The sequence below is a fragment of the Microbacterium sp. cx-59 genome, assembly GCF_020805625.1.
Classification (GTDB): domain Bacteria; phylum Actinomycetota; class Actinomycetes; order Actinomycetales; family Microbacteriaceae; genus Microbacterium.
Window position 1 is genome coordinate 360,146 of sequence record NZ_JAJHGO010000009.1, and the last position, 23,865, is coordinate 384,010.

The following is a 23,865-nucleotide window of genomic DNA, read 5'->3' on the forward strand; positions in this document are numbered from 1 at the left end:
GGGGTTACGGCGTGGCGGAGAAGGCGGCGTCGAACGCGGCGGCGGACGGCTCGTACGACGACAGCCGGCGCACGAAACCGAGCGCCTCGGGCGCCCCGACGAGGCGATCCATGCCCGCGTCCTCCCACTCCACCGACAGCGGTCCGCGGTAGTCGATCGCGTTCAGCATCCGGAACGCGTCCTCCCACGGCACGTCGCCGTGCCCCGTCGAGATGAAGTCCCAACCGCGCCGCGGGTCGGCCCACGGCAGATGCGACGAGAGCCGGCCGTTGCGGCCGTTCCCGAGGCGCTTCTTCGTGTCCTTGCAGTGCACGTGGTAGATCCGGTCTTGGAAGTCCCAGAGGAAGGCGACCGGGTCGATGTCCTGCCACACCATGTGCGACGGGTCCCAGTTCAGTCCGAACGCCTCCCGGTGTCCGATCGCCTCGAGCGCACGCTGCGTCGTCCAATAGTCGTACGCGATCTCCGAGGGGTGCACCTCGTGCGCGAATCGCACCCCGACCTCGTCGAACACGTCGAGGATCGGGTTCCAGCGGTCGGCGAAGTCCTGGTAACCGGCCTCGACCATGGCGTCGGATGCGGGCGGAAACATGGCGACGTACTTCCAGATCGACGAGCCGGTGAACCCCGTGACGGTCTTCACGCCGAGCTTCGCCGCGAGCCGTGCCGTGTTCTTCAGTTCTTCCGCCGCGCGCTGACGGACGCCCTCCGGGTCGCCGTCGCCCCACACCGAATCGGGCAGGATGTCGCGGTGGCGCTGGTCGATCGGGTCGTCGCAGACCGCCTGACCCTTCAGGTGGTTCGAGATCGTCCACACCTGGAGGCCGTTGCGCTCGAGAACGTCGCGCTTGCCCTGCACGTACGCGTCGTCGTCCCAGCGGTTCGGGTCGAGGTGGTCGCCCCAGCAGGCGATCTCGAGTCCGTCGTAGCCCCACTCGCCCGCGAGCCGCGCCACCTCCTCGAACGGCAGGTCGGCCCACTGGCCGGTGAACAGGGTGACAGGTCTGGCCATGAGTTCGTCCTCTCCTCGGTTCAGGATGCCGCGAAAGCGCGGCGAGCGTCCGTCGTGTCGGTGTGCGTCCATGCGCTGGCCTGTGCGGCGCTCCGCTCGACCGCGCCGAGCACGCGCTGCACGTGCAGTCCGTCGGCGAAGGACGGCGAGGGTTGCGCACCCGCGGCGATCGCTTCGACGAAGTCCTTCGCCTGGTGCGAGAACGCGTGCTCGTACCCCAGCATGTGCCCGGCCGGCCACCACGCGCCGACGTAGGGGTGGGTGGGTTCGGTCACGAGGATCGTGCGGAAGCCCTGCTCGCCAGCGGGCGCCGTCGCATCGTAGAACGCGAGCTCGTTCAGGCGCTCGAGGTCGAACACCAGAGCGCCGCGCGATCCCGAGATCTCGATGCGCAGGGCGTTCTTGCGCCCGGTGCGGAAGCGGGATGCCTCGAACGAGGCGAGCGCACCGCTCTCGAGGCGTCCGGTGAACAGTGCCACGTCGTCGACCGTGACCGCGCCGCGCCCGGCCGCGGCAGTGCCGGAGAGCCCGGATCCGGCGGCGAGCAGCGGGCGCTCGGTGACGAGGGTGTCGAGGATGCCGGACACCTCGGTGACCCGCTGCCCGGTGATGTACTCGGCGAGGTCGACGGCGTGCGCCCCGATGTCGCCCAGCGCCCCCGAGCCGGCGTGCTCTTTCTCGAGGCGCCAGGTCAGCGGCGCGTCCGCGTCGCTGAGCCAGTCCTGCAGGTACTCGGCCCGCACCTGTCGCACGTCGCCGATGCGTCCCGCCGCGACCATGTCGCGCGCGAGCGTGGTCGCGGGCACACGGCGGTAGGTGAAGCCCACCATGGCGCGGGCTCCATGGGAGAACGCGGCGGATGCGGCATCCGCCATCCGCTCCGCCTCGCCCACGGTGTTCGCCAGCGGCTTCTCGCACAGGACGTGCTTTCCGGCGGCGAGCGCCGCGATGGCGATCTCGGCGTGCAGGTCGCCGGGGGTGACGATGTCGATGACATCGATGTCGCCGCGCTCGATCGCGGCCCTCCAGTCGGTGCCGGATTCGGCCCAGCCCCAGGTGTCGGCGGCCGCGCGGGTGCGATCGGCGTCGCGCGCGACCAGCAGGGTCATCTGCGGGTCAAGCGGAAGGTCGAAGAAGCGCGGGGCGACGCGCCATCCCTGCGAGTGCGCTGCACCCATGAAACCGGCGCCGATCATGGCGACGCGGAGCGGTCGAGTCAACGCGCTCTCCTTACTGTGTGGGGGTGAGGGCGCCCGAGACGAGCTCGGACGCCCCCGGGGTCAGGACGCGAACGCCAGGTCGATGAACTCGGCCACGTTGTCCTTCGTCACGACGGGCGCGTCCAGCACGATGCGGTTGGGCACGCTCGGGGTGATCAGATCGCTCTGCGTCTTGCTCTGCGCGATCAGACGGGCGAGGGCGATTCCGTCGGCGGCCTGCGTCGACGGGTAGATGACCGTCGCCTTCAGCACGCTGTCATCGGCCTCGATCGCCTCCATGGCGTTGCGGCTGCCGGCGCCGCCGACCATGAAGAACTCGTCGCGGCCGGCCGCGTTGATGGCCGCGAGCACGCCGATGCCCTGGTCGTCGTCGTGGTTCCAGATCGCGTCGATCTTCGGGTTCGCCGACAGCAGCTGCGACGTGACGGCCTCACCGCCCTGCACCGTGAAGTCCGCGGCCACGCGCGGCCCGACCTCCAGGCCGCAGTCCTCGAGCGCGTCCGAGAAACCCTGCGAGCGATCCTGCGTGAGCGGCAGCGCGTCGATTCCAGCGATCTCGGCGACGACGGCATCCGGGGTGTCGCCGAGCTGAGCGCAGATGTAGGTGCCCGCGCTGACACCCATCCCGTAGTTGTCGCCGAGCACGGTCGTGCGGGCGGCGAACGGGCTGGAGAACTCGCGGTCCACGTTGATGACGGGGATGCCGGCTTCCATCGCCTGGATGGCGACCTCGGTGAGGGCCGCGCCGTCGCTCGGCAGCAGCACGATCGCATCGACGCCGTCGTTGATGAAGGTCTCGACGGCGGCGATCTGCGCGTTCACATCGTTCGTTCCCTCCGCGACCTTCAGGTCGACGTCGGGGTAGCTCTCGGCAGCGGCGAGCGCGCCCGAGTTGATGGCGCCGAGCCATCCGTGGTCGGCGGCCGGTCCGGAGAACCCGATCGTGACGGTTTCGCCGGTTTCGGCATTCTCCTCGGTGGTGGTGCCCTGGTTCACGACGTCGTCGCCGTCATCGGATGAACCGGTGCACCCAGCGAGGAGTCCGATACCGGTCAGAAGCGCGACGCCGGTCAGTGCCAGGCGGGTACGCGGCTTCAGGTATGAGCGCATGTCAATTTCTCCCTTGAATGTGATGCAGCTGAGGCCATCGCCGACCTCGAGTCATCCACGCTGAAGAGAGGTCTACGTTGACGAACCTCACCGTAGCAGAAGCATTGTGCATTCAGGCAACTTTTGTTTGTTTCTCAATATAAGTAGGTGCTGATCATTTTGCCCGCAATTCCGGGCAGATTTCTGTGTGCCGCGCCTGCCCGCATCCGAAACATGTGGCGCAGAGGGGTCGCGCCGCCCTCGCTCGACGTGTTACGTTTCGCCGCGTGATCAAAGTTGACCATCAAACGTCATTACTCCGCGTGCGAGGGGTGACGAAGTCGTTCGCCGGTGTGCGCGCCCTTCGCGGGGTCGACCTCGACGTCGCCCCGGGCGAGGTGCACTGCGTGCTCGGCCAGAACGGCGCCGGAAAATCGACGCTCATCAAAACCCTTGCGGGCGTCCATCGCCCCGACGACGGCGAGATCCTCTGGCGCGGCGAGCCCGCCGAGATCACGACGCCGGAAGCGGCGATCGACCTCGGAATCGCCACCATGTATCAGGAGCTGGACGTGGTCGACGGGCTCACGATCGCCGAGAACATCTTCCTCGGGCACGAGCTGGCGCGCGGAGGATTCACCCGGCGGTCCGAGGCCGCCGCGCAGACGCGGGCGCTGCTGAAGCGGCTCGGTCACGGCGGGCTCTCCCCGCACACCGAGGTCGGCCGGCTGAGCGCCGCGAACAAGCAGATCGTCAGCATGGCGCGGGCGCTCTCGCACGACGTGAAGCTCATCATCATGGACGAACCGTCGGCCGTCCTCGACACCGAAGAGGTGAAGAACCTCTTCCACGTCGTCCGCGAGCTGACCGCCGAAGGCATCGCCGTCGTCTACATCACGCACCGCTTGGAAGAGATCCGGCAGATCGGCGACCGCATCACCGTCCTGAAGGACGGCCGCACGACCGCGGTCGGTCTGTCGGCGGCGGAGACCCCCACCCCCGAGCTCATCCGACTGATGACCGGGCGGGAGGTCGCCAACGTCTTCCCCACCCGGGTTCCGGTCGCCGACGATGCCCCGGTGGTCCTCGATGTCGAGAATCTCACGCTCGATGGGGCGTTCACCGACGTCTCGTTCACCGTGCGGGCGGGCGAGGTCGTCGGACTCGCGGGGCTCGTGGGGTCCGGCCGCTCCGAGATCCTCGAGACCATCTACGGCGCCCGGAAGGCGACATCCGGAACCGTGAGAGTGCGCGGCGCAGCGCTGCGGCGCGGATCCGTCGTCTCCGCGGTGGGTGCGGGCATCGGCCTCTCCCCCGAGGAGCGCAAGAGTCAGGGGCTGGTCCTCGACGAACCGATCTACGTGAACGTCACCCTGGCGTCCATGTCCCGATTCGCTCGGGGCGGATTTCTCCGTGACCGTGCCGCGCGGGCCGTGGCACGGGCCCAGATCGACGCGCTCGAACTGCGCCCGGCCGACCCGGACCGACCGGCCCGCACTCTCTCCGGCGGCAACCAGCAGAAGATCCTGCTCGCGCGCTGGCTCGTGCACGGCACCCGCGTTCTGCTTCTGGATGAACCCACACGCGGGGTCGACGTCGGCGCCCGCGCCGAGATCTACACCCTCATCCGCGACCTCGCCGCCGCCGGCAACGCGGTCGTCGTGGTCTCCAGCGAGATCGAAGAGGTTCTCGGCCTCGCCGACATCGTGCTCGTCATCGGCGACGGTCACGTCCTCCGCGCCCTCCCCTCCCCTGAGATCGACGAGCACGGCGTGCTCGACCTCGTCATGAAAGGAACCGCCGCGTGAGCGAGCAGCCTTCCCCCACCGGCGTCCAGACCCTCGCCCCGGATACCGCGGCGACGTCGACGGATGCGGCGACGCCCGCGTGGCGCCGCATCCTGTCGGGTTCCGTGGGTCGCAATCTCGGCCTCGTGGTCGCGCTTCTGCTGATCGTCGTCGTCGGCGCGATCGCGGGCGGCGGCGACTTCGTGAAGATCGACAACATCCTGACGATCCTCCGCCAGGCCTCGATCGTCGGCGTCATCAGCGTCGGCATGACCCTCGTGATCATCGCCGGCGGGATCGACCTGTCGATCGGTTCGGTACTCGGCCTCGCCTCGGTCGTGGCGACGCTCGCCGCCGTGCAGGACCTCGCCGACCAGATGCACTGGATCGTGATGGTCGTCATCGCCCTCGCCGTGGGCGTCGGGGCGGGACTCATCAACGGCATCGTCATCGCCTACGGCAACGTCGTCGCCTTCATGGCGACGCTCGCGATGCTGGTGGCCGCCCGCGGCCTCGCCGAGATCCTCGCCGACCGCCGCACTCTCGTCGTGGAGGATCGCGGCTTCGTCACCTTCATGAACGCCGACATCCTGGGCATCGACATCCTGATCTGGATCTTCGCGATCGTCGCCGTACTCGGATGGGTGCTGCTGAACCGCACCACGTTCGGCCGCCGCACCGTCGCGATCGGCGGCAACCGCGAAGCCACACGCCTGGCCGGCATCAACGTGCGGCGCCACACCATGTGGCTCTACGCGCTGGCCGGACTGAGCGCGGGCATCGCCGCGGTCATGATGCTGGGTCGCACGACCGCCGGCAGCTCCACGAACGGGCTGTTCTACGAACTCGACGCCATCGCGGCGGTGGTGGTCGGCGGCACCCTCCTGCTCGGCGGGCGCGGCACCGTCACCGGCACCGTCTTCGGGGTGCTCATCTTCACGACACTCACGAACGTGTTCGTGCAGCTCAACCTGTCGTCGTCGGTGCAGCAGGTCGCGAAGGGTGTGATCATCGTCGTTGCGGTGCTGCTGCAGCAGCGTTTCACCCGATCGACCGGACGTTCCGGATGATGAGTGGGCCGCGAGAGGGCCGGCCGCACCGGCTCGTCTCGCGGTCAGGCGCCCCGCAACGCGGGGCGTAATCTGGCAACCACGGGGACTCGGCGTGCACGTGCCTACCCGGGACCGATCGATCGAAGCCGGGAACAGAGATGGCCACCGACACCTCCCGCGCCCCCTCGGGCGTGACGGAACTCTTCCAGCTCCTTCGCGACGGGGCGCCTCGCACCCGCGCCGAGCTCGCCAAGTCCACCGGGCTGGCGCGTTCGACCGTCGCCATGCGCGTCGACGAGCTGATGCGCATGGGGCTGATCGCCCCCGTCGCGGATGCCGTCTCCACCGGCGGGCGTCCGCCATCCCAGTTCGCGCTCAATCCGGCGGCACGGGTCGTGCTGGCCGCCGACATCGGCGCCTCGCACGCGACCGTCGCGGTCACCGACCTCGCCGGCAGCATCCTCGCCGAGCACAGCGAACCGCTCGACGTGACGCTCGGACCGGAGGTCGTGCTCACCTGGCTGTGGGAGAGCGGGCAAGGGCTGCTCTCCGGCCTCGGGCGCGATGAGCGGAGCGTGGCCGCCATCGGCATCGGCGTGCCCGGGCCCGTCGAGCACTCCACCGGGCGCCCGGTCAACCCGCCGATCATGCCCGGCTGGGACCGCTTCGACATCCCCGGCTGGCTGCAGGCGCACCTGCCCGTTCCGGTGCTCGTCGACAACGACGTGAACATCATGGCGCTCGGCGAACGTGCCACCGCCTGGCCGGGCGTGGATCATCTGCTGTTCGTGAAGGTGGCCACCGGAATCGGGGCCGGCATCATCTCCGGCGGCACCCTGCAGCGCGGCGCCCAGGGATCGGCCGGCGACATCGGGCACGTCCAGGTCGCGCGCGGCGCGGATGTGCCGTGCACGTGCGGTAACCGCGGATGCCTCGAAGCCCTCGCCGCGGCTCCGGCGCTCGCGCGACAGCTGCGCGCGCACGGCCTCGACGCGCACTCGGGCAACGACGTGATCGAGCTCGTCAAGCGCGGCAACATCGAAGCGATCCAGGCCGTCCGCCAGGCCGGCCGCGACATCGGCGAGGTGCTGACGGTCGCCGTCAGCTTGATCAATCCCTCGGTCATCGTGATCGGCGGGTCGATGGCGCGCGTCGGAGAGCACCTCATCGCCGGGGTCCGCGAGGCCGTCTACACCCGCTCGATGCCGCTCGCGACCGAGCACCTCGCGATCGTGCACTCCGCAACGGGGGCGAAGGCCGCGATCCTCGGCGCGAGCATGCTCGCCGCCGAGTACGCCCTCTCGCCCGAGGGTCTCGCCCGCGGCTTCGCCGTCGGCTGACCCGCCCGCATCCGCCGGCGGGCCCGAAACCCGCGAGACAGCAGTTCGGCGTCGAGACGTCGGTCGCGAGCCAACGTCTCGTTGCGAAACTGCAGTCTCGCGGATGGTGGGGGGTCAGGCCAGCGCGTGGCGCAGGAGGGCATCGGCGTTTCCGCCGAGCACTCGCGCGGACACGTCGTCGGGCAGGGCCGCGCGGCGCACCTCGCCGACCGGATCCTCCGACCCCATATCGAACGGGAAGTCGCTGCCGAGCACGACCTGACTCGCGCCGACGCTCTCGATGAGGCGGCGGAGCGCGAGCGGATCGTGCACGACCGTGTCGAACCAGATCCGCTCGAGGTAGGAGGACGGCGGATGCTGGCAGCCGCGCGCATCCGGACGCACCCGCCACGCGTGATCGGAACGCCCGATCACGGTCGGCAGGTAGCCGCCGCCGTGAGCGGCGACGATGCGGAGACCCGGGTGCCGGTCGAGGACGCCGGAGAAGATCAGGTGCGACAGCGCCACGGCGTTCTCGGTCGGCTGCCCGACGGTATTCGCGAGATAGAAGCGATCGAGCCGCTCGTCGAGGCTGCAGCCGAACGGATGCAGGAACACGACGCAGCCGAGTTCCGCCGCGCGCGCCCAGAACGGCTCGAGGCGCGGGTCCGACAACTCGACGTCTTCCGCGAACGACGAGATCTCGACGCCGGCGAGCCCCCGGCCGAGCACGGCATCGTCGAGGCATTCGACGATGCGTTCCGGATGCTGCAGCGGCACGAGCCCGAGTCCCACCAGCCGCTCGGGGTCGTGCGACACGTGCGCCGCGATCAACCGGTTGGCCTCGACGGCCGCCCAGACGGCGAGCCCCTCCGGAGCCCACGGGTAGAAGTGGTTCGGCGAGGCGCTGACCCACTGCCGGTCGACGCCCTGCGCGTCCATCGCGGCCAGTCGGACACCCACGTCGGTGAGCTTCGGGATGCGGGCGCCGACCATCGGACCGGAGACGGCCTGACTCTCCGGTCCGTTCCGGCGGGCCTCGAGCTCGGACGCGGCACGCACGAGATCGGGAACCCGCCGTTCGATCTCGGCGTGCAGCCCGGGCATCAGCAGGTGCGCGTGCACATCGGTCACCCGGGTCATGCGGGCTGTGCCATCAGGTGCGCGGTCGCGAAGATGAGCCCGGGGGCATCCGCATCCCGATTTCCGTCGAGCTGCCACTGCCCGAGCTGCACGGACGCCTCGACGACCGCCGACGCCCGCGGCACCCGACGCGCGTGGAACTCGTCCCAGAGCGATTGGTCAACAGCGTCGGCGGCGAGCAGCAGTTCGCTCAGCACGACCGCGTCCTCGAGCGCCTGGGCCGCGCCCTGCGCGATCGTCGGCGGGCAGCTGTGCGCCGCGTCCCCGATGACGACGACACGTCCGCGGTTCCAGGCGCCCTCGATCAGATGCGCGGTGAACCACGTGTAGTTGACCCGCGAACCGGCGGCGAGGTCGGCGCGCACCGAGTTCCAGGGCCCGCCGTACGCGCGCGACTCCTCGAGCATGATCTGGGCCGCATCCGCATCCGTCACCCCTTGGCGGTCCTGCGCCTTTTCGACGAGGAACGCGTACATCGTGTCGTCTCCGGTGGGCGTGTAGCCCGCGATGTAGACGGGGCCCCCGTAGTACAGCTCCGTCCGCTCGACCTCGGCCGGTCGCGAGACGAGGGTGCGCCAGATTCCCATGCCGGTGGGCTGCGGTTTCGTGTCGATTCCGATGAGGTCGCGCACCGTGGAGTTCAGCCCGTCGGCGCCGATCAGCAGGTCGTACACCCCGGCGGACTGCTCGCCGAGGAAGACCTCGACCCCGTCGTCGTTCTGGGCGAGGCCGGTCACCTTCGCACCGAAGCGGATGCTGACCCCCGCCCGCGCGGCGTGCGCGTGCAGGATGGCGGCGAGGTCGGGGCGGTACATGCCCATCCCCGCCGGGTAGTCGGGTCCGCCGGTCTGCACGTCGGGCAGCTCCGCGACGATCGGCGCATCCGGCCCGGGCGCTCGCAGGGTCAGCCCCGTGAAGGGGTACCCCTGGGCGCGGGCGTCGTCCCAGACGCCGAGCAGGTCGAGGGCGCGCAGCGAGTTGCCCTGCAGGGTGATGCCGGAACCGAGGATGCTGACCTCGGGCTTCTCCTCGAAGACATCGACGGTGACGCCCGCGCGGGCGAGCAGGATGGCGGCGGCGAGCGCGGCGGCGCCACTGCCGGCGATGGCGACCTTCTGGACTGCGGTCATGTCAGAACCTCTCTGTTCTGGAGAATGCGCGAACGGCGTTCACGCGCGGAGCGGTCACGCCGGGGCGATCACGGGGCGGTCACACGGATTCGTCGGCGACGCAGCGCACCGTCTGGGTGCCGAGGCCCGCGATCGTTCCCGTCATGACGTCGCCGTCGCGGAGGAAGCGCTTCCAGTGCTGGCCGTTTCCGGCCGGGCTCCCGGTGAGCAGGATGTCGCCCGGAAGCAGCGGCATGGTCTGCGACGCGCCCGAGACGAGGGCGGCGATGTCGAACAGCAGGTCGGACGTCGACGCATCCTGCATGGTCTCGCCGTTCAGCGCGAGATGCAGGCGGGCGTCGTTCGCCTCGACGAGGTGCGCCGGCACGAGGAAGGGTCCGGTCGGCAGAAAGCCGGGCGCGTTCTTGGCGCGATACCAGTCGGTGCCGATCTCCTTCATGTCTTTCCGGAAGACGAGGTCGCGCGTGGTGACGTCGTTGACGATCGTGTACCCCGCGATGTGGGATGCCGCATCCGCCCGCGAGACGCGGAACGCCTCGCGCCCGATGACGACCGCGAGTTCGAGTTCCCAGTCGTGCACGTCGCTGTAGGCGGGCAGCACGAGCGGCACGTCGTCGCCGACGACGCACGCGGGCAGCCCGATGAAGAAGTAAGGTTCGCCGTTCGCGGCGCGATCGTCCATCATCTTCGCCGCGAACTCGCGCGCTTCTTCCGGCGTGCGGTCGCTGTTGTTCGTGAGGCCGGCGGCCACCAGTTCGATCACGTGCTGCCGGTAGTTCGCACCCGTCTGCAGCACCTGCCGCGGCTCGACCGGCGCCGTGAGCACGACATCGGCGAGCGGTCGCCACGGACCGTCGGCCCGCGCGAGCGCGGCGAGGCGGTCCCAGTCCGGTGCCGCGAGGAACCCGTTCAGGTCTGCCGCGCCGAGGTCTTCGGCGTCCAGCGGACGGATGCGGTCGCCCGCGGCGAGACCGAGACGCACCGCTCCCCCCTCCCGGTACCTGGCGAGCGCGAACGGTGCGTCGAGTGTTGACGTCGTCATGATTCCTCCTCGATTCGTGACGGGTGGAACCCGGGGGCGACCGCTGCCGCCCCCGGGTCGGGAATCATCCCTGGCCGTGCCGCGCGTACGGGTTCAGCAGGGCGTCGCGGATCTCGTCGGGCACACCCTCCTCGGTCGCGGACGGACCGTCGGCGGGCGGGAACGACTCCGTCATCGACATCGGCATCGCGCCGTTGCGGTAGAAGTTGTTCGATCCCTGGGAGGGACGCCAGGTGTTGGGCTCCCAATCCGGCACGTAGTTGCGGTAGCCCCCGGTGTTGAGCTCGATCCGGAGGGTCGACGGCTCGCGGTAGTAGAGGAAGTTCTGCTCGCCGATGCCGTGGATCGACGGACCGTACTCGATCGGGATGCCGCGTTCGAGAAGCACGTCGGCGGCGATCAGGAGCTCTTCGCGGGTATCGACCCAGAACGCGTAGTGGTTGATGCGTCCGGCTCGCGAGGATCCGTCGAGAACGACCCCGAGGTCGTGCGACTTCTCGTTGGTGGTGAGCACCGAGAACACCGAGATCGGCGCGTCATCCAGCACCGTCTTGGCCATGATCCGGAAGCCGAGCACCGTGTTGTACCAGGCCGCGAACCCGTCCACATCGCTCGTCGCGATGGTGACGTGGTCGAGCTGACGCGGAGCGCCGGCGACGAGGCTCCGCTGCTCCGGGCGGTCGGGGTAGATCGAGGCCACGTGCGGTTCGGCGCGGTGGCGTTCCACATCCCAGTGCACCGTCATGCTGTGGCCCCACGGACCGATGAAGCGGTAGGCGCGGCCGATTCCGTAGCCGTCGAACCATTCGCCCTCGACACCGGCGGCCTCGACACGCTTCGCGACCTCCTCGAGCGCCTCCGGGCTCGACGTGCGCCATGCCATGGTCTCGAGCGCGGGCTCGTCGCCCGGCACGATCACGACGCTGTAGGCGTAGTAATCGCCCCAGCAGCGCAGGTACACGTTGCCGTCTTGGCGCGCGACCTCCGTCAGCCCGACGTTCTTCTTGTAGAACTCCACCGATGCCTCGACGTCGGGGGTGGTGACCGCGACGTAGGACAGGTGCGAGAGAAGTGTGATCATCTTCGATCGTTCCTTTCGAAAGGGCGACGACTCCGTGCCCAGGTCCACTATGCGAGGCGAATCGATATCAGGGAATCCACGGTTGGCTATCTCGCGCATCGACGCGGCTGATACATTGGCGGCACCCAACCGGAGGAACACACCGTCGTGTCCGAACCCGCATTGCTGTCCCGTCTCGACCTCAACCTGCTCGTGTCGCTCGACGCGCTGCTCACCGAGCGGAGCGTCACCCGCGCCGCCGAGAGCCTGCGCCTGAGCCAACCCGCGCTGAGCGCGTCGCTCGCGCGACTGCGCGCGCACTTCAACGATCCGATCCTGGCGCGGCGCGGCAACACCTACGAGCTCACGCCGTTCGCCCTGCGCCTCACCGACCACACGACGACCGCGCTCGAAGCCGCCCGCCGGGTGTTCGAGAGCCGGGCGGCCGGGTCGTTCGCGCAGTCCACCCGCGAGTTCTCGATCTACGGCTCCGACTACGGCTTCGCCACCATCGGCCCGGTCGCCTCGAGGCTCGCGAGCGAGCGATCCCCCGGGGTCCGCTTCCGTTTCATGCTGCACACGCCCGCCGTCGTCGAAGACGCGAGCAATCGACTGCGCTCGGTCGACGCGATGATCCTTCCGCACGGGTTTCTCGCCGACCTGTCGTTCACCGACCTCTGGCACGACGACTGGGTCGCTGTCGTCGCCGATGACAACCCGCACGTCGGCGACCGGCTCGAGATGGCCGACCTCGGGACGCTGCCGTTCGTGCTGACCTACGCATCGCGGAGCGCGTTCACCTCGGTGAGCCGGCAGATCCAGCAGCTCGGCATCGAACCGCGGGTCGACGTCGTCGTGGGGAGCTTCCTGAGCCTGCCGCATTTCGTGCGCGGCACGGAACGCGTCGGCCTCATCCAGAGCGCGCTCGCCCCGATGGCCGGAGAGGTCAGCGGCATCCGCGTCGTCGACCTGCCGTTCGCCGCGACTCCGCTGCTGAACGCGCTGTGGTGGCATCCGGTGCACGAACGGGATCCGGAACACGCGTGGATGCGGGCGCTGTTCGCCGAAGCGGGCGCGGTCGTCGCGGCGGGCGACCACGCCGCCTGACGGGGCTGCGCGGCCGCTGGGCACGCGGCCCGGCCCGGAATGCGCGGCCGCGACTGCACGCCCGCGGCTCGACCCTGAGGAGGGGCACCGGACGACGTCCGAGTGCCCCTCCTCCGGCCGGCGTTCAGGCGGCGACGGTCTCTTCCGCCGGCGCCTCGACGACGGGCGCTCGACGCAGGGCGACGGCGACCAGCACGGCGACGACCGCTGCCGCGATGCCGACGACACCGACTGCCGTGCCGAGCGAGCCCAGCACCCCCGAGAGCACGCCCATCAGCACCGGCGTCAGGAACTGACCGAAGTAGAAGGCCGCGGTCCACCATCCGGTGACGCGACCGCGCTCGGCGAACGTCGTCGTCGCGACCACCCACTTCACGAGCGAGGGCAGCAGCAGGCCCGATCCGAACGATGCGATGACCGCGCCGACGACGAGGCCCGGGAGGGCGGGCACGGCCCACACGATCAGCATCCCGATCGCCTGCAGTGCGAACCCGATCGGCAGCAGCAGCCGTTCCCCCCGCTTCGCCAGCCGGGCGAAGGTGATTCCACCGGCCGCGGTGGCGAGCGAGGCGACCGCCGCGACGCCGCCGATCGTCGACGTCTCCGTCGCCGGGACGCCGGTACCGACCACGAGGTAGCTGACCTCGATGATCATGACGTAGAAGGCGAATCCGCCGAACACCGACACGATGAGCGGCACAGCGATGCGGCGCCACGGCACGGGCGGGCGCTGAGCGACCTCGACGGCGGCCTTGCCGGATGCGGCGCGCGGTTCCCACAGCGCGAAGATCATCGGGATGCCGATCACGAGGCTGATGGCGTACACCCAGAACAGTGTGTGCCATCCGCCGACACCGAGTGCGCCGCCGAGCACGATGAACACGGTCGCGGCGAGGGTCGTGGTGATGGTCTGCGCCGCCAGGTAGCGGTTCCGTCGCTGCTCGTGGAAGTAGTCGACGATGAGCGTCGTGCAGACGGTCATGATCGCGGCCTCACAGATGCCGACGAGCACGCGGCTGATCAGGATCTCGGGGAGACCCTCCAGCCAGGCCGGAGCCGTGCCGACGAGCGCGTAGGCGAACATCGCGATGATCAGCAGGGTCTTGCGCCCGAGACGATCGACGACCTGACCGGCGAACGGCGCGAAGATCGCGATCATCAGCGCGGGCAGCGCGACGATCATCGGCACGAGCACTTCCGAGCCCTGCACGTCCGCGAAGTGGGCGGACAACTGCGGCAGGACAGGGGTGATCAGCACGGAGCCGAGAACGGGCATGCAACTGCCGGCCAGCAGGAGGATGCCCTGCCAGGTACCGGCACGAGCGGTGCGGTGGGTCGTGGTGGATGCGGACGTCATCGTCTGTGCTCCTCGGGATCAGGACAGCGCCCGCGTTCCCCACGCGAACACCGCGCCCCGCGACAGTGCGGTGGCGCGTCCATTCGACTGCGACGGCCGCATCCGCGGAAGACGTGATCACTGATCCGCACCATCAGCGGAGCCGATGCGCGCGCACGGTCCGCATCCGCGAGACGGGTTCTTCGCGCCGAAACAGCGGGGTAAGCCCCCGATCTCGGCGCGAAGATCCCGTCTCACGGTTCTCGGGCGGCGGTCACGCGGGAGCGGGGGCCTCAGCCTCGAGAGTCGATGCGGGAACCCGGATGGCGGCGCGGCTGCGGAAGTGGCCCGCGAGCGCGAGCAGGATGCCGCCCGCCGCCCAGGCCGCGAGCGTCAGCCACTGCGCAGAGGTGTCGGCCGCCGGGAAGTACGCGACCGACCGCAACAGCGTGCTCGATGCGCCCGGCACGAAGTACTGGCCGATCGCACCCCACGGCTGCGCGAGGAACTGCCACGGAAGGGCCGCGCCCGAGATCGGATTGCCGACGAGCATCGTGAGGATGGCGCCGACCGCGACGCCCGGCGTGCCGATGAGCGCGGTGAAGCCGACGATCAGCGCCGACGTCCCCAGCACCGAGATACCGATCACGAGCGCGATCGTCGCGTAGTCGCCCGGGACGAATCCGAACCAGGTGTGCAGCACGAGCGACAGGATGAGTCCGCTCGCCACCGCGAAGCCGCCGAGCGCGACCAGGCGGCGGATGACGCCGACCACCAGCAGTGAGATCACGATGCCGCCGATCATGCCGCCCATCGTCAGCGGGAAGGCCGCCGCCGTGAGCCCCGTGCCGTTCGGGTCGTCGGCGGAGAGCGGAACGATCGGCGTCACGGCGACCGTGACCGCATCGGCGTCTCCGCCCGCGGCGGCGACCTGCGCGCTCAGCTGAGCCTGCAGCTGCGCCGCGAGTCCGCCGAGCTGCTGCGAAACGGCGGTGCTGGCGGCGGGCGCCGTCAACACCTCGGGCGCGTTCGGCGCCTCGTTCAGCACGATCGCGCCGTAGGTGTGGCGCTCCTCGATCTGCGCGACGGCGGCATCGCGATCGGACGCCTCCGTGAGGTCGAAGACCCCGGGCGCGCTCGCGTCGAGGGCGTCCTCGAACGCGGCGACCGCATCCGCCGACCCGACGATGCCGAGCGGCACATCGTGCGCGCCCGCGGTTTTCGAGGGCCACAGGAACGCGAGCACGACGAGGGTGACGATCAGGGCGCCGATCACGCCGATGCCGACGGACAGGGACCACTTGGTGTGCGGGCGCACGGACATGACGACTCCAAAGAGAATGATTGATCTTTTTGAAGAATGCTAGCAGAACGATTATTCTGTGAACATGCCCCGGCTCACCGACCCCGTCCGCCAACAGCGCATGACCCGGATCGCGGATGCGGCGCAGCGCTGCTTCGCTCGCGAGGGCTTCGCCGGAACATCCATGGCCGACATCATCGCCGAGTCGGGAATGTCAGCCGGCTCGATCTACTCGCACTTCACCGGGAAGACCGACCTCGCCCGCTTCACCGCCACCGCGATGCTCGAGAAGCGTCGCACCTCGCTCGCCGAGCTGACCGCGAGCGGGGGCACGCCCACCCCGCTGCAGGTGCTCACCCGCCTCTACGGCGACATCGCCCACCCCGGCGTTGCCCCGATCCTCGTGCAGCTCTGGGCCGAGGCGCCGCACAACCCCGACCTCGCAGAACTCGCACACCACAAGTTCACGGAGATCCGCCGGCTCCTGCAGGGAACGCTCCGGCCGTGGGCCGACACGCAGGGCCCGGATGCGGAACGCCTCGCCTCGGACGCCGCCGACACGATCATGCTCCTGTTTCAGGGCATCGTGATCCGGGGCAGCATCGATCCGGATGCCGACAGCGACGCCCTGCTCCGCGCCGTGTCGAGGCTTCTGCGCTGACGAGACAGGCGCTCAGACGAGGCGCGAGTCGGCTTCGATCCGCGCCGTCGCCGCGCGCAGCAACGGCAGGTACGTGCCCGTCAGGGTCTCGATCGGGGCCCGAGTGCTGCTCGTGGAGACATTGACGGCCGCCGACACCGCACCGTCCTTGTCGTGCACGGGCACCGCGATCGACCGCAGCCCGGCTTCCAGCTCGCCATCGACGACGGCGAAACCCTGCGTCCGCACGCGCGCGAGTTCATCGCGCAGACCGTCGAGGTCGGTGAGGGTGCGCGGCGCACGGGCCTGGAGGTCGGATGCGGCGAGCACCGCATCCGCCTCCGCCGGGTCGAGCCCCGCGAGCAGGACGCGCCCCATACTCGTCGCGTACGCGGGAAACCGGGTGCCGATCGTGATGCGGACGCTCATGATGCGACGCGTCGGCACGCGCGCGATGTAGACGATGTCGGTCCCGTCGCGCACCGCCGCCGACACGCTCTCCTCGACCTCACGCGACAGGATCTCGAGGTGCGGCTGCACGATCTCCGGCAACGACAGCGCCGACAGATAGCTGAACCCGAGCTCGAGCACGCGGGGCGTGAGCGCGAACTGCCGGGCATCGCTTCGCACGTAGCCGAGGGTCTCCAGGGTGTGCAGGAACCGCCGCGCCGCCGCGCGCGGCAGACCGGTGCGCCGCGCGACATCGCTCAGCGACAGGGCCGGATGCTCCGCATCGAACGCACGGATGACGGCGAGACCGCGCGCGAGCGACTGCACAAACTCGCCAGTCGCGCCCGCATCCGCGGATCCTGAGTCACTCACCGGTCCATCCTCCCCCGTCGGCGCGATCCGCGACGACCCGATGCGGTGCGGTCGTGGCACGTGGCGCGGGGCGCGGGGCGCGGGGCGCGCGGCTCGTGGCACGCGGCGCGTGGCTCAGCGTTCGAGAACGACGGCGAGACCCTGCCCGACGCCGATGCAGATCGCGGCGACCGCGACACCGCCGCCGCGGCGGACGAGTTCGTGCGCCGCGTGTCCGATGATGCGGCCACCCGAGGCCCCCAGGGGGTGCCCTATGGCGAGAGCGCCGCCGTGGATGTTGAGGTTCGCCGGATCCAGGTCGGGCCAGAGCTTCGCGCACGCCAGTGACTGCGCGGCGAAGGCCTCGTTCAGTTCGACGAAGTCCACATCCGCCCAGGTACGACCGGCCCGCGCGAGCGCACGGTTCGCTGCTTCCACGGGGGCGACCCCGAACACATCGGGATCGTTGCCGAACACACCGCGCCCCGTGATTCGGGCCAGCGGCTCGACGTCGAGCGCACCCTCCGCGCCCAGCAGCACGGCCGACGCACCGTCGTTGATCGGCGAGGAGTTGCCGGCCGTCACCGAGCCGTCCTTCGCGAACAGCGGCTTCAACCCGGCCATCTTCTCCGGTGTCGTATCGGGACGGATGCTCTCGTCGCGCGCGAGCTCATACCCGTCGACCTGCACGATCTCGCCGTCGTAGATTCCGGCCGCCCACGCATCGGCGGCCCGGCGGTGGCTGAGCAGGGCGAACGCGTCCTGCTCCTCGCGGGATATCCCGTAGATCTGCGCGAGTTTCTCTGCGGACTCCCCGTTCGAGATCGTCCAGTCCGACCGGAGGGCGGGGTTCACCATCCGCCATCCGATCGCCGTGTTCCACATCGTGGGGTTGCCGGCCGCCGGCCACGGCTTCGGCGACTTCTCCACGACGAAGGGCGCGCGGCTCATCGACTCGACGCCGCCCGCCAGCACGATAGCGGCGTCACCGGTCTCGATCGCCCGCGACCCCTGGATCACGGACTCGACCGACGACCCGCAGAGCCGGTTCACCGTCACGCCGGGAACGCTCGAGGGAAAGCCCGCCAGAAGCGCGCCGAAGCGTGCGACGTTGCGGTTGTCTTCGCCGCCCTGGTTGGCATCGCCGAAGATGACTTCGTCGATCCGGGCCGGGTCGAGTCCGGCGCGCTCGGCGGTCGTGCGCATGACGAGCGCCGCGAGGTCGTCGGGGCGGACGCCCGACAGTGCCCCGCCGGCGCGCCCGAACGGCGTGCGGACGGCGTCGTAGATGTAGGTACCGGTCATCGGTTCATCCCTTCGGAAGCGGCGGGCCGCGGGGACGCGGCGTCGATCAGGTCGAGCCCGGTCAGAGCCCGCAAGTCGTCGATCGTGTTCTCACCGAACAGCTCGCGAACGGCGAACCCCTCGGCCGTCACGTCGAACACGGCGTGATCGGTGTAGACCCGCGAGACGCAGCCGACACCGGTGAGCGGATAGGTGCACTCGGCGACCAGCTTGGAGCCGCCCGTCTTGGTGAGCAGGTCGGTCATGACGTAGACGTCCTTCGCGCCGATCGCGAGATCCATCGCACCGCCGACCGCGGGAATCGCGCCGGGCTCACCCGTCGACCAGTTCGCCAGGTCGCCGTTCTGCGCGACCTGGAACGCGCCGAGCACGCACACGTCGAGATGACCGCCGCGCATCATCGCGAACGAGTCGGCGTGATGGAAGTACGCCGCCCCGGCCAGCGCCGTGACCGGCTGCTTGCCCGCGTTGATCAGGTCGGGATCGATCCGTCCGGCCTCCGGCGCGGGCCCCATCCCGAGCAGTCCGTTCTCGGTGTGCAGGATGATCTCGTCGCCCGCGGGAAGGAAGTTCGCGACGAGGGTCGGCGCCCCGATGCCGAGGTTGACGTAGGCGCCCTCCGGGATGTCGGCGGCGATCCGCCGGGCCAGATCGTCGCGCGAGATGCGGGTGGTCATCGTGCATCCTCCTTCGAGGCGGGGGCGGGCGCGGGGTCTGTCGTTGCGGCGGAGGCGGGCGCGGGCGCGGCGTTCGGGCGGCCCTCGATGTCGACGCCGCCGACGAAGGCACCATCCTCCAGCCAGCGGCGGGATCCGACCGCAACCAGGCAGTCGACGAAGATTCCCGGGGTCACGACGGTCTCGGGGTCGAGTTCACCGAGCGGCACGACCTCGTCGACCTGCACGATAGTGGTCGTCGCGGCCGTCGCCATCACGGGCCCGAAGTTCCGCGCCGTCTCGCGGAACACCAGGTTGCCCCAGCGGTCTCCGCGGAGGGCGCTGATCAGGGCGAAGTCCGCGCGGATCGGATACTCCAGCACGTACTCGCGCCCCTCGATCACCCGGGCTTCCTTCCCTTCGGCCAGCACGGTTCCCACCCCCGTGGGCGAGAAGAATGCTCCGATGCCCGCCCCGGCGGCACGGATGCGCTCGGCGAGGTTGCCCTGCGGCACGATCTCGAGCTCGATCTCACCGGCGCGGTACAGGCCGTCGAAGACCCAGGAATCGCTCTGACGCGGGAACGAGCAGATGATCTTGCGCACGCGCCGCTTCGCGAGCAGCGCCGCGAGTCCGGTATCGCCGTTGCCCGCGTTGTTGTTGACGATGGTCAGGTCGCTCGCCCCCTGGGCGATGAGCGCGTCGATGAGTTCAACGGGCTGCCCGGCGCGGCCGAATCCGCCGATCATCACGGTCGCGCCATCCGGAATTCCGGCGACGGCGGCGTCGACGTCGGTCACGGTCTTGTCGATCACGGTGCTCCCTCGCTCGTGCGTCGTGACGCCGGCGGGGCCGGCGTCCTCGCACGTTGTGTTCGCTGTGCGAACGTGCGTGCGTATGATGAACACTTTACAAGCAGAGTGGGTCATGCACCAGCCCCGTGCGCGCTCCGGCACGCAGCGACGCCCCGCGCGGCCGCTGCACGGGTCCGCGAGGCCACTCCACGGGTCGTCGCGGGGCGCTCGAGGCGCCGATAGGTCGTGAGTCGTCGGACCGGTGGGGCAGAAGTGAACCAACGGGACGCATGCGACGCCCCAGCACCGCCGAATCCGACGACTGCGGACCCAACCGGGCCCTCGCGAGCGGAATCCGACGGGCGAAGACCCGTCCCGCACCCGCGAGCCCACTGCGACCGGCGGCGAGCTACGACCGGCGAAGACAGGCGGCCGGACGGACCGACGGGTCATGAGTCGTCGGACCGGTGGGGCAGAAGTAGACCACTGGGACACCTGTGCCGCTTCCCCGTCACCGAATCCGACGACTGCGGACCCACCCGGGCTCGACGCCGCCGAATCCGACGACTGCGGGCACGCCCGGGCCCGCGTTACCGAAATCCGACGACGGCGAACCCACGTGGGCCCGCGCCGCGGATCACTCGGCCGCGAAGACGTCCGTCGCGATGCGGAAGGCGGTGTTGGCCGCCGGCACGCCGCAATAGATCGCCGACTGCAGGATGACCTCGACGATCTCGTCCTGCGTCAGACCGTTGCGGATCGCTGCGCGCAGATGCATCGCGAGCTCTTCGTGATGCCCGAGCGCGATAAGGGCGGTGAGCACCGCAACCGACCGCTCGCGGCGGGCGAGTCCCGGCCGCGACCAGATGTCGCCCCAGGCGTAGCGGGTGATGAGGTCCTGGAAGTCCGCGGTCAGCGGCACGGTTCCGGCAATCGCGCGGTCGACGTGCGTGTCTCCGAGCACGTCGCGGCGCACCGCCATGCCCTGCGCGTGGCGCTCCGCATCGGTGAGTCCGTCGGGTCGGGTCATGCGCGGTGTCCTTCCGGGAGGCTGCCGAAGAAGTCGAGCAGCGCGGATGCGGTGGCCTCCGGCTGCTCGGCCGGCGGGAGGTGCGCGGCGCCCTCGATGACGTCGGCGCTGCCGCCGGGCACGCCGGCCGCGATCTCGACCGCCTTCGCTTCGGGGGCGACCTGGTCGAAGCGCCCCCAGAGCGCCCGGATCGGCACCCGGATCTCGGACAACCGCGAGCGCACGTCGTACGCGGCGAGCGCCTCGCAGCAGAGGGCGTATCCCTCGTCGTCGGCGTTCTGCAGGGCGTGCAGCAGCCGCCCGCTCAGGTCGGGTTCGCGCTCGATCGACCCGGGCGCGAACCAGCGCTGGGCAGAACTCACGATGAGCGACGACGTGGACTGCGCGCGCACCTGCGCCGCGCGGGCGTGCCAGGAGTCCGGGTCACCGAGCACCGCGCCGGAGGCGACGATCGCCGCGCCCGCCACGAGGCCCGGATGCCGCAGCGCGAGCGCGAGTCCGGTCGCGCCGCCGAGCGACACTCCGGCGTACAGGATGCGGTCCGCGCCCTGGGCCCGTGCCGCCTCCGCGACGGCGTCCGCGAGCTCGCCGACGGTGAAGGGCGACGTCGGATGCGGCGACTCCCCGTGCCCCGGCAGATCCCAGGCGGTGACGCGGTAGCGGGCGCGGAGAGCGGGCGCAGCCGCGTCCCACAGGATCGTGGACGTGCCGAGCGACGGCCCGAGAACGAGCAGCGGCGCGGCCGACGGCCCCTCGGGGTCGGTCAGGGTGATGGTGGGCACAGTCATTGCGCGCTCTCCGCCTCAGCCGCGGAGCCAGGCGACACGTCGGTCGAAGGCGCCGGCGCGCCAGAACCCGAAGCGCCCGGCGCCGGCAAACCACGACCCGGCAAACCACGCGTCGGCGCGTCAGAACCCGGAGCCCCCGCCGGCTCGTCGGGGTGGGTGGCCGCCGGCTCGTCTGCGTAACTCCTCCACAACACGCCCGAATCGTCCACTGGGGCCGCATCCGCAGGATCTGGAGGAGTTGTCGCCGCCGCACGCACCGCACCGTCGACGAGCTCCCCGGCCAGCCCGGTGTAGTGCGCCGGATCGAGCAGGTCGTCGACGCCATCCGCCGGATGCGTCGCGCCCGGCGCGCGATCGACCGCCGCCTCGAGCGCCACCGCGACGAGCGCCCGCAGGTCGCCGCCGCGGCCGGCGTCGCGGACAATGCGCGCGACCTCGTCGGAGCCGAGGAGCGCGGTCAGGGCGAGCGAAAGGCGTTCGGCGACGACGAGGCCGCCGGTCACGGCCAGGTTCCGGGCAGTCGCCTCCGCGTCGACGCGGAGGCCCGCCACGAGCGACACCCCGGTCGCCGACGCGCCGAGCGCGAGGCGCAGCAGCTCCCGCAGCGTCGGCCACTCCGCGTGCCAGGCTCCGTCCGGACGCTCGTCCGCCGCCAGCGCCGCGGCCAGGTGCAGGGTCGCGGCGAGCTGCGGGGCCCGTAGTGCCGCGGAGCGGATCAGCACGGATGCCGCGGGATTCTGCTTCTGCGGCATCGCGCTCGAGCCGCCGCCCGCCCCCTCGGCCAGCTCACCGATCTCGGTGCGGCTGAGGGTGGCGACGTCGGTCGCGAGTTTGCCGAGGGCGTCGATCGCCTGCACCAGCGCATCGCCGAGCTCGGTGACCGGCCAGCGCTGCACGTGCCACGGGGCGTCGGGCACGGCGAGCCCGAGCTCACCGGCGAACGCGGCGGGGAGGGCGGCGGCCGCATCCGCTCCGCCGATCTCGACGAACGCGGCGAGGGTGCCGCCGGCTCCGCCGAGCTGCGCGGGAAGCGCCGCGAGAGTCTCATCGAGCCGGATGCGGGCGCGCCGCACACCGCGCAGCCATCCCGCCGCGCGGGCGCCGACGGTGGTGGGCACGGCGTGCTGCGTGAGCGTCCGGGCGGCGGCGGCGACGTCGCGGTGCGTCGCGGCGAACACGGCGAGCCGCTGCTCGGTCTCCCGCAACGCGGTCTGCACCGACGCCCCCGCCCGCTGCGAGACGAGCATGAGCGCGGAGTCGAGGATGTCCTGGCTCGTCGCACCGCGGTGCACCCACGCGCGCGTCTCGAGCGGCACGCGCTCCTTCAACGCCCCGACGAGCGGAATGACGGGGTTCCCGCCAGCCACGGATGCGGCGACGATCCGCGCGAGCGTGATCCCGCCGGCGACGGCCAGGGAATCCGCGACCGCGACGGCGACCGCATCCGGTGCCGTTCCGACGGTCGCCCACGCGCGGGTGAGCGCGACCTCGACCTCGATGAGGGCCGCGAGGATCGCCGCGTCGGACACCTCCGCGTCGGCACCGACCGTGACGGGCGAGAGCAGTCCTTCGTCGAGGGCGCCGATCGGGTCAGAAGGCAAGGAACACGGTCTCCTTCTCGCCCTGCAATCGGATGTCGTGGCGGAGATATCCCTCGGGCGTTCGCGTCGCCACGAGCGTAGCGCGCTCGGCGTCGCTCAGCTCCGACAGCAGCGGGTCGGCCGCGAGCGCAGCCGCGTCTTCGGGCAGGTAGATGCGGGTGTGCAGCTTGTTCGGCAGCCCGCGCGCGAACACGACGACGGCGAAGAACGGTGCCTTGCCGGGCTCGGCGCCGGGGTTGCGCGTCCAGAACTCGTAGCGTCCTTCGTCGGTCGTGAACGCGCGACCGAAGCCGGTGAAGGTATGGTCGTCGCGGCGGCGCGAGCCGCGCTCCCGCGAGATCGTGCCGTCGCTGTCGGCACCCCAGATCTCGACGCACGCGTCGGGGATCGGTGCTCCCGCACCGTCGTAGACCGTGCCGCCGACGACGATCGCGCCGGGGGTGTGCGGAAAGACGACCTCGTGCATCTTCGGGTACTGCAGGCCGAATGCGAAGAACGGGCCGATCGTCTGCCCGCCGGTGGGCGCGAGCGCGGCCGGTCCCCGGTCGTCGGCGATCGCGGCGCGTGCGCGGCTGAGGCCCGCCGCGCGGAAGTCCTCGGTGACCGACGGCGCGTCGCTCAGCCCGGTGTCGTTGCCGGTATCGCTCATG

The 23,865-nt window shown here is 70.6% G+C and carries 22 protein-coding genes; 5 read left to right on the forward strand and 17 right to left on the reverse strand.

The window, feature by feature from the left end; all coding sequences use genetic code 11:
- Positions 1–4 precede the first annotated feature (4 nt).
- The 3 genes from LMI96_RS13840 to LMI96_RS13850 all read right to left on the reverse strand — a co-directional run bounded on the left by LMI96_RS13840 (position 5) and on the right by LMI96_RS13850 (position 3,342).
- The gene (locus LMI96_RS13840) at positions 5–1,012 is read right to left on the reverse strand and encodes a sugar phosphate isomerase/epimerase (RefSeq protein WP_228361902.1); all 1,008 of its coding nucleotides are present in this window, start codon (positions 1,010–1,012) and stop codon (positions 5–7) included.
- A gap of 20 nt (positions 1,013–1,032) precedes the next feature.
- Positions 1,033–2,208 carry a Gfo/Idh/MocA family protein gene (locus tag LMI96_RS13845; protein ID WP_228362029.1) on the reverse strand — a complete coding sequence of 392 codons (1,176 nt, stop codon included), beginning with the start codon at positions 2,206–2,208 and terminating at the stop codon, positions 1,033–1,035.
- An 84-nt stretch (positions 2,209–2,292) separates the two neighbouring features.
- Positions 2,293–3,342: a substrate-binding domain-containing protein gene (locus tag LMI96_RS13850; protein WP_228361903.1), complete on the reverse strand. Its 1,050-nt coding sequence runs from the start codon at positions 3,340–3,342 to the stop codon at positions 2,293–2,295.
- 311 nt (positions 3,343–3,653) lie between these two features.
- Here LMI96_RS13850 and LMI96_RS13855 point away from each other — a divergent pair, with 311 nt between their 5' ends.
- From LMI96_RS13855 to LMI96_RS13865, 3 genes are all read left to right on the forward strand, one after another.
- Positions 3,654–5,129 carry a sugar ABC transporter ATP-binding protein gene (locus LMI96_RS13855; protein WP_228361904.1) on the forward strand — a complete coding sequence of 492 codons (1,476 nt, stop codon included), beginning with the start codon at positions 3,654–3,656 and terminating at the stop codon, positions 5,127–5,129.
- Positions 5,126–6,178, forward strand: coding sequence for an ABC transporter permease (locus LMI96_RS13860; RefSeq protein WP_228361905.1), 1,053 nt, complete (start codon positions 5,126–5,128; stop codon positions 6,176–6,178). The genes LMI96_RS13855 and LMI96_RS13860 overlap by 4 nt, the downstream gene beginning before the upstream one ends.
- A 140-nt stretch (positions 6,179–6,318) precedes the next feature.
- Complete coding sequence (locus tag LMI96_RS13865; RefSeq protein WP_228361906.1) at positions 6,319–7,500, forward strand: ROK family transcriptional regulator; 1,182 nt, start codon at positions 6,319–6,321, stop codon at positions 7,498–7,500.
- 114 nt (positions 7,501–7,614) lie between these two features.
- Here LMI96_RS13865 and LMI96_RS13870 read toward each other — a convergent pair whose 3' ends face one another.
- The 4 genes from LMI96_RS13870 to LMI96_RS13885 form a co-directional block, all read right to left on the reverse strand.
- Positions 7,615–8,622 (reverse strand): amidohydrolase family protein, encoded by a 1,008-nt coding sequence (locus LMI96_RS13870; RefSeq protein WP_223723157.1) that lies wholly within the window; start codon positions 8,620–8,622, stop codon positions 7,615–7,617.
- A complete protein-coding gene (locus LMI96_RS13875) occupies positions 8,619–9,752 on the reverse strand; it encodes an FAD-dependent monooxygenase (RefSeq protein ID WP_223723158.1) in 1,134 nt (377 codons plus the stop codon). The genes LMI96_RS13870 and LMI96_RS13875 overlap by 4 nt, the downstream gene beginning before the upstream one ends.
- A gap of 79 nt (positions 9,753–9,831) precedes the next feature.
- Complete coding sequence (locus LMI96_RS13880) at positions 9,832–10,794, reverse strand: fumarylacetoacetate hydrolase family protein (protein WP_228361908.1); 963 nt, start codon at positions 10,792–10,794, stop codon at positions 9,832–9,834.
- A gap of 64 nt (positions 10,795–10,858) precedes the next feature.
- Positions 10,859–11,875: a VOC family protein gene (locus LMI96_RS13885; RefSeq protein WP_228361909.1), complete on the reverse strand. Its 1,017-nt coding sequence runs from the start codon at positions 11,873–11,875 to the stop codon at positions 10,859–10,861.
- 147 nt (positions 11,876–12,022) lie between these two features.
- Between LMI96_RS13885 and LMI96_RS13890 the strand changes: the two genes are divergently transcribed.
- A complete protein-coding gene (locus tag LMI96_RS13890) occupies positions 12,023–12,961 on the forward strand; it encodes a LysR family transcriptional regulator (RefSeq protein ID WP_228361910.1) in 939 nt (312 codons plus the stop codon).
- A gap of 124 nt (positions 12,962–13,085) precedes the next feature.
- On the opposite strand, the gene LMI96_RS13895 is transcribed toward LMI96_RS13890, so the two are convergent.
- Positions 13,086–14,318: an MFS transporter gene (locus LMI96_RS13895; protein WP_228361911.1), complete on the reverse strand. Its 1,233-nt coding sequence runs from the start codon at positions 14,316–14,318 to the stop codon at positions 13,086–13,088.
- 253 nt (positions 14,319–14,571) lie between these two features.
- Entirely contained in the window at positions 14,572–15,621 is a 1,050-nt protein-coding gene (locus LMI96_RS13900; RefSeq protein WP_228361912.1) for a hypothetical protein, read from the reverse strand.
- Positions 15,622–15,685: 64 nt separating this feature from the next.
- Between LMI96_RS13900 and LMI96_RS13905 the strand changes: the two genes are divergently transcribed.
- The gene (locus tag LMI96_RS13905; RefSeq protein WP_223723164.1) at positions 15,686–16,261 is read left to right on the forward strand and encodes a TetR/AcrR family transcriptional regulator; all 576 of its coding nucleotides are present in this window, start codon (positions 15,686–15,688) and stop codon (positions 16,259–16,261) included.
- A 12-nt stretch (positions 16,262–16,273) separates the two neighbouring features.
- Here LMI96_RS13905 and LMI96_RS13910 read toward each other — a convergent pair whose 3' ends face one another.
- The 8 genes from LMI96_RS13910 to pcaG form a co-directional block, all read right to left on the reverse strand.
- On the reverse strand, positions 16,274–17,062 hold the full coding sequence (locus tag LMI96_RS13910) for an IclR family transcriptional regulator C-terminal domain-containing protein (RefSeq protein ID WP_223723165.1): 789 nt from the start codon (positions 17,060–17,062) through the stop codon (positions 16,274–16,276).
- A 114-nt stretch (positions 17,063–17,176) separates the two neighbouring features.
- Positions 17,177–18,346, reverse strand: coding sequence for a thiolase family protein (locus LMI96_RS13915; RefSeq protein ID WP_228361913.1), 1,170 nt, complete (start codon positions 18,344–18,346; stop codon positions 17,177–17,179).
- Positions 18,343–19,023: a 3-oxoacid CoA-transferase subunit B gene (locus tag LMI96_RS13920; RefSeq protein ID WP_223723167.1), complete on the reverse strand. Its 681-nt coding sequence runs from the start codon at positions 19,021–19,023 to the stop codon at positions 18,343–18,345. Before LMI96_RS13920 ends, LMI96_RS13915 begins: the two co-directional genes overlap by 4 nt.
- Positions 19,020–19,817, reverse strand: coding sequence for a 3-oxoacid CoA-transferase subunit A (locus LMI96_RS13925; protein WP_228361914.1), 798 nt, complete (start codon positions 19,815–19,817; stop codon positions 19,020–19,022). The genes LMI96_RS13920 and LMI96_RS13925 overlap by 4 nt, the downstream gene beginning before the upstream one ends.
- A 616-nt stretch (positions 19,818–20,433) precedes the next feature.
- Positions 20,434–20,826: a 4-carboxymuconolactone decarboxylase gene (gene pcaC / locus LMI96_RS13930; protein WP_228361915.1), complete on the reverse strand. Its 393-nt coding sequence runs from the start codon at positions 20,824–20,826 to the stop codon at positions 20,434–20,436.
- Entirely contained in the window at positions 20,823–21,614 is a 792-nt protein-coding gene (locus LMI96_RS13935; RefSeq protein WP_228361916.1) for an alpha/beta fold hydrolase, read from the reverse strand. The genes pcaC and LMI96_RS13935 overlap by 4 nt, the downstream gene beginning before the upstream one ends.
- Positions 21,611–23,215, reverse strand: coding sequence for a lyase family protein (locus tag LMI96_RS13940; RefSeq protein ID WP_228361917.1), 1,605 nt, complete (start codon positions 23,213–23,215; stop codon positions 21,611–21,613). Before LMI96_RS13940 ends, LMI96_RS13935 begins: the two co-directional genes overlap by 4 nt.
- The gene (pcaG, locus tag LMI96_RS13945; RefSeq protein ID WP_228361918.1) at positions 23,205–23,864 is read right to left on the reverse strand and encodes a protocatechuate 3,4-dioxygenase subunit alpha; all 660 of its coding nucleotides are present in this window, start codon (positions 23,862–23,864) and stop codon (positions 23,205–23,207) included. The genes LMI96_RS13940 and pcaG overlap by 11 nt, the downstream gene beginning before the upstream one ends.
- Between the last annotated feature and the right edge of the window lies 1 nt (position 23,865).

Coding starts and splice junctions, on each gene's coding strand:
- LMI96_RS13840 (WP_228361902.1), bottom strand. CDS start 1,012: ATGGCCAGACCTGTCACCCTGTTCACCGGCCAGTGGGCCGACCTGCCG.
- LMI96_RS13845 (WP_228362029.1), bottom strand. CDS start 2,208: ATGATCGGCGCCGGTTTCATGGGTGCAGCGCACTCGCAGGGATGGCGC.
- LMI96_RS13850 (WP_228361903.1), bottom strand. CDS start 3,342: ATGCGCTCATACCTGAAGCCGCGTACCCGCCTGGCACTGACCGGCGTC.
- LMI96_RS13865 (WP_228361906.1), top strand. CDS start 6,319: ATGGCCACCGACACCTCCCGCGCCCCCTCGGGCGTGACGGAACTCTTC.
- LMI96_RS13870 (WP_223723157.1), bottom strand. CDS start 8,622: ATGACCCGGGTGACCGATGTGCACGCGCACCTGCTGATGCCCGGGCTG.
- LMI96_RS13875 (WP_223723158.1), bottom strand. CDS start 9,752: ATGACCGCAGTCCAGAAGGTCGCCATCGCCGGCAGTGGCGCCGCCGCG.
- LMI96_RS13880 (WP_228361908.1), bottom strand. CDS start 10,794: ATGACGACGTCAACACTCGACGCACCGTTCGCGCTCGCCAGGTACCGG.
- LMI96_RS13885 (WP_228361909.1), bottom strand. CDS start 11,875: ATGATCACACTTCTCTCGCACCTGTCCTACGTCGCGGTCACCACCCCC.
- LMI96_RS13895 (WP_228361911.1), bottom strand. CDS start 14,318: ATGACGTCCGCATCCACCACGACCCACCGCACCGCTCGTGCCGGTACC.
- LMI96_RS13900 (WP_228361912.1), bottom strand. CDS start 15,621: ATGTCCGTGCGCCCGCACACCAAGTGGTCCCTGTCCGTCGGCATCGGC.
- LMI96_RS13905 (WP_223723164.1), top strand. CDS start 15,686: ATGCCCCGGCTCACCGACCCCGTCCGCCAACAGCGCATGACCCGGATC.
- LMI96_RS13915 (WP_228361913.1), bottom strand. CDS start 18,346: ATGACCGGTACCTACATCTACGACGCCGTCCGCACGCCGTTCGGGCGC.
- LMI96_RS13920 (WP_223723167.1), bottom strand. CDS start 19,023: ATGACCACCCGCATCTCGCGCGACGATCTGGCCCGGCGGATCGCCGCC.
- pcaC (WP_228361915.1), bottom strand. CDS start 20,826: ATGACCCGACCCGACGGACTCACCGATGCGGAGCGCCACGCGCAGGGC.
- LMI96_RS13935 (WP_228361916.1), bottom strand. CDS start 21,614: ATGACTGTGCCCACCATCACCCTGACCGACCCCGAGGGGCCGTCGGCC.
- pcaG (WP_228361918.1), bottom strand. CDS start 23,864: ATGAGCGATACCGGCAACGACACCGGGCTGAGCGACGCGCCGTCGGTC.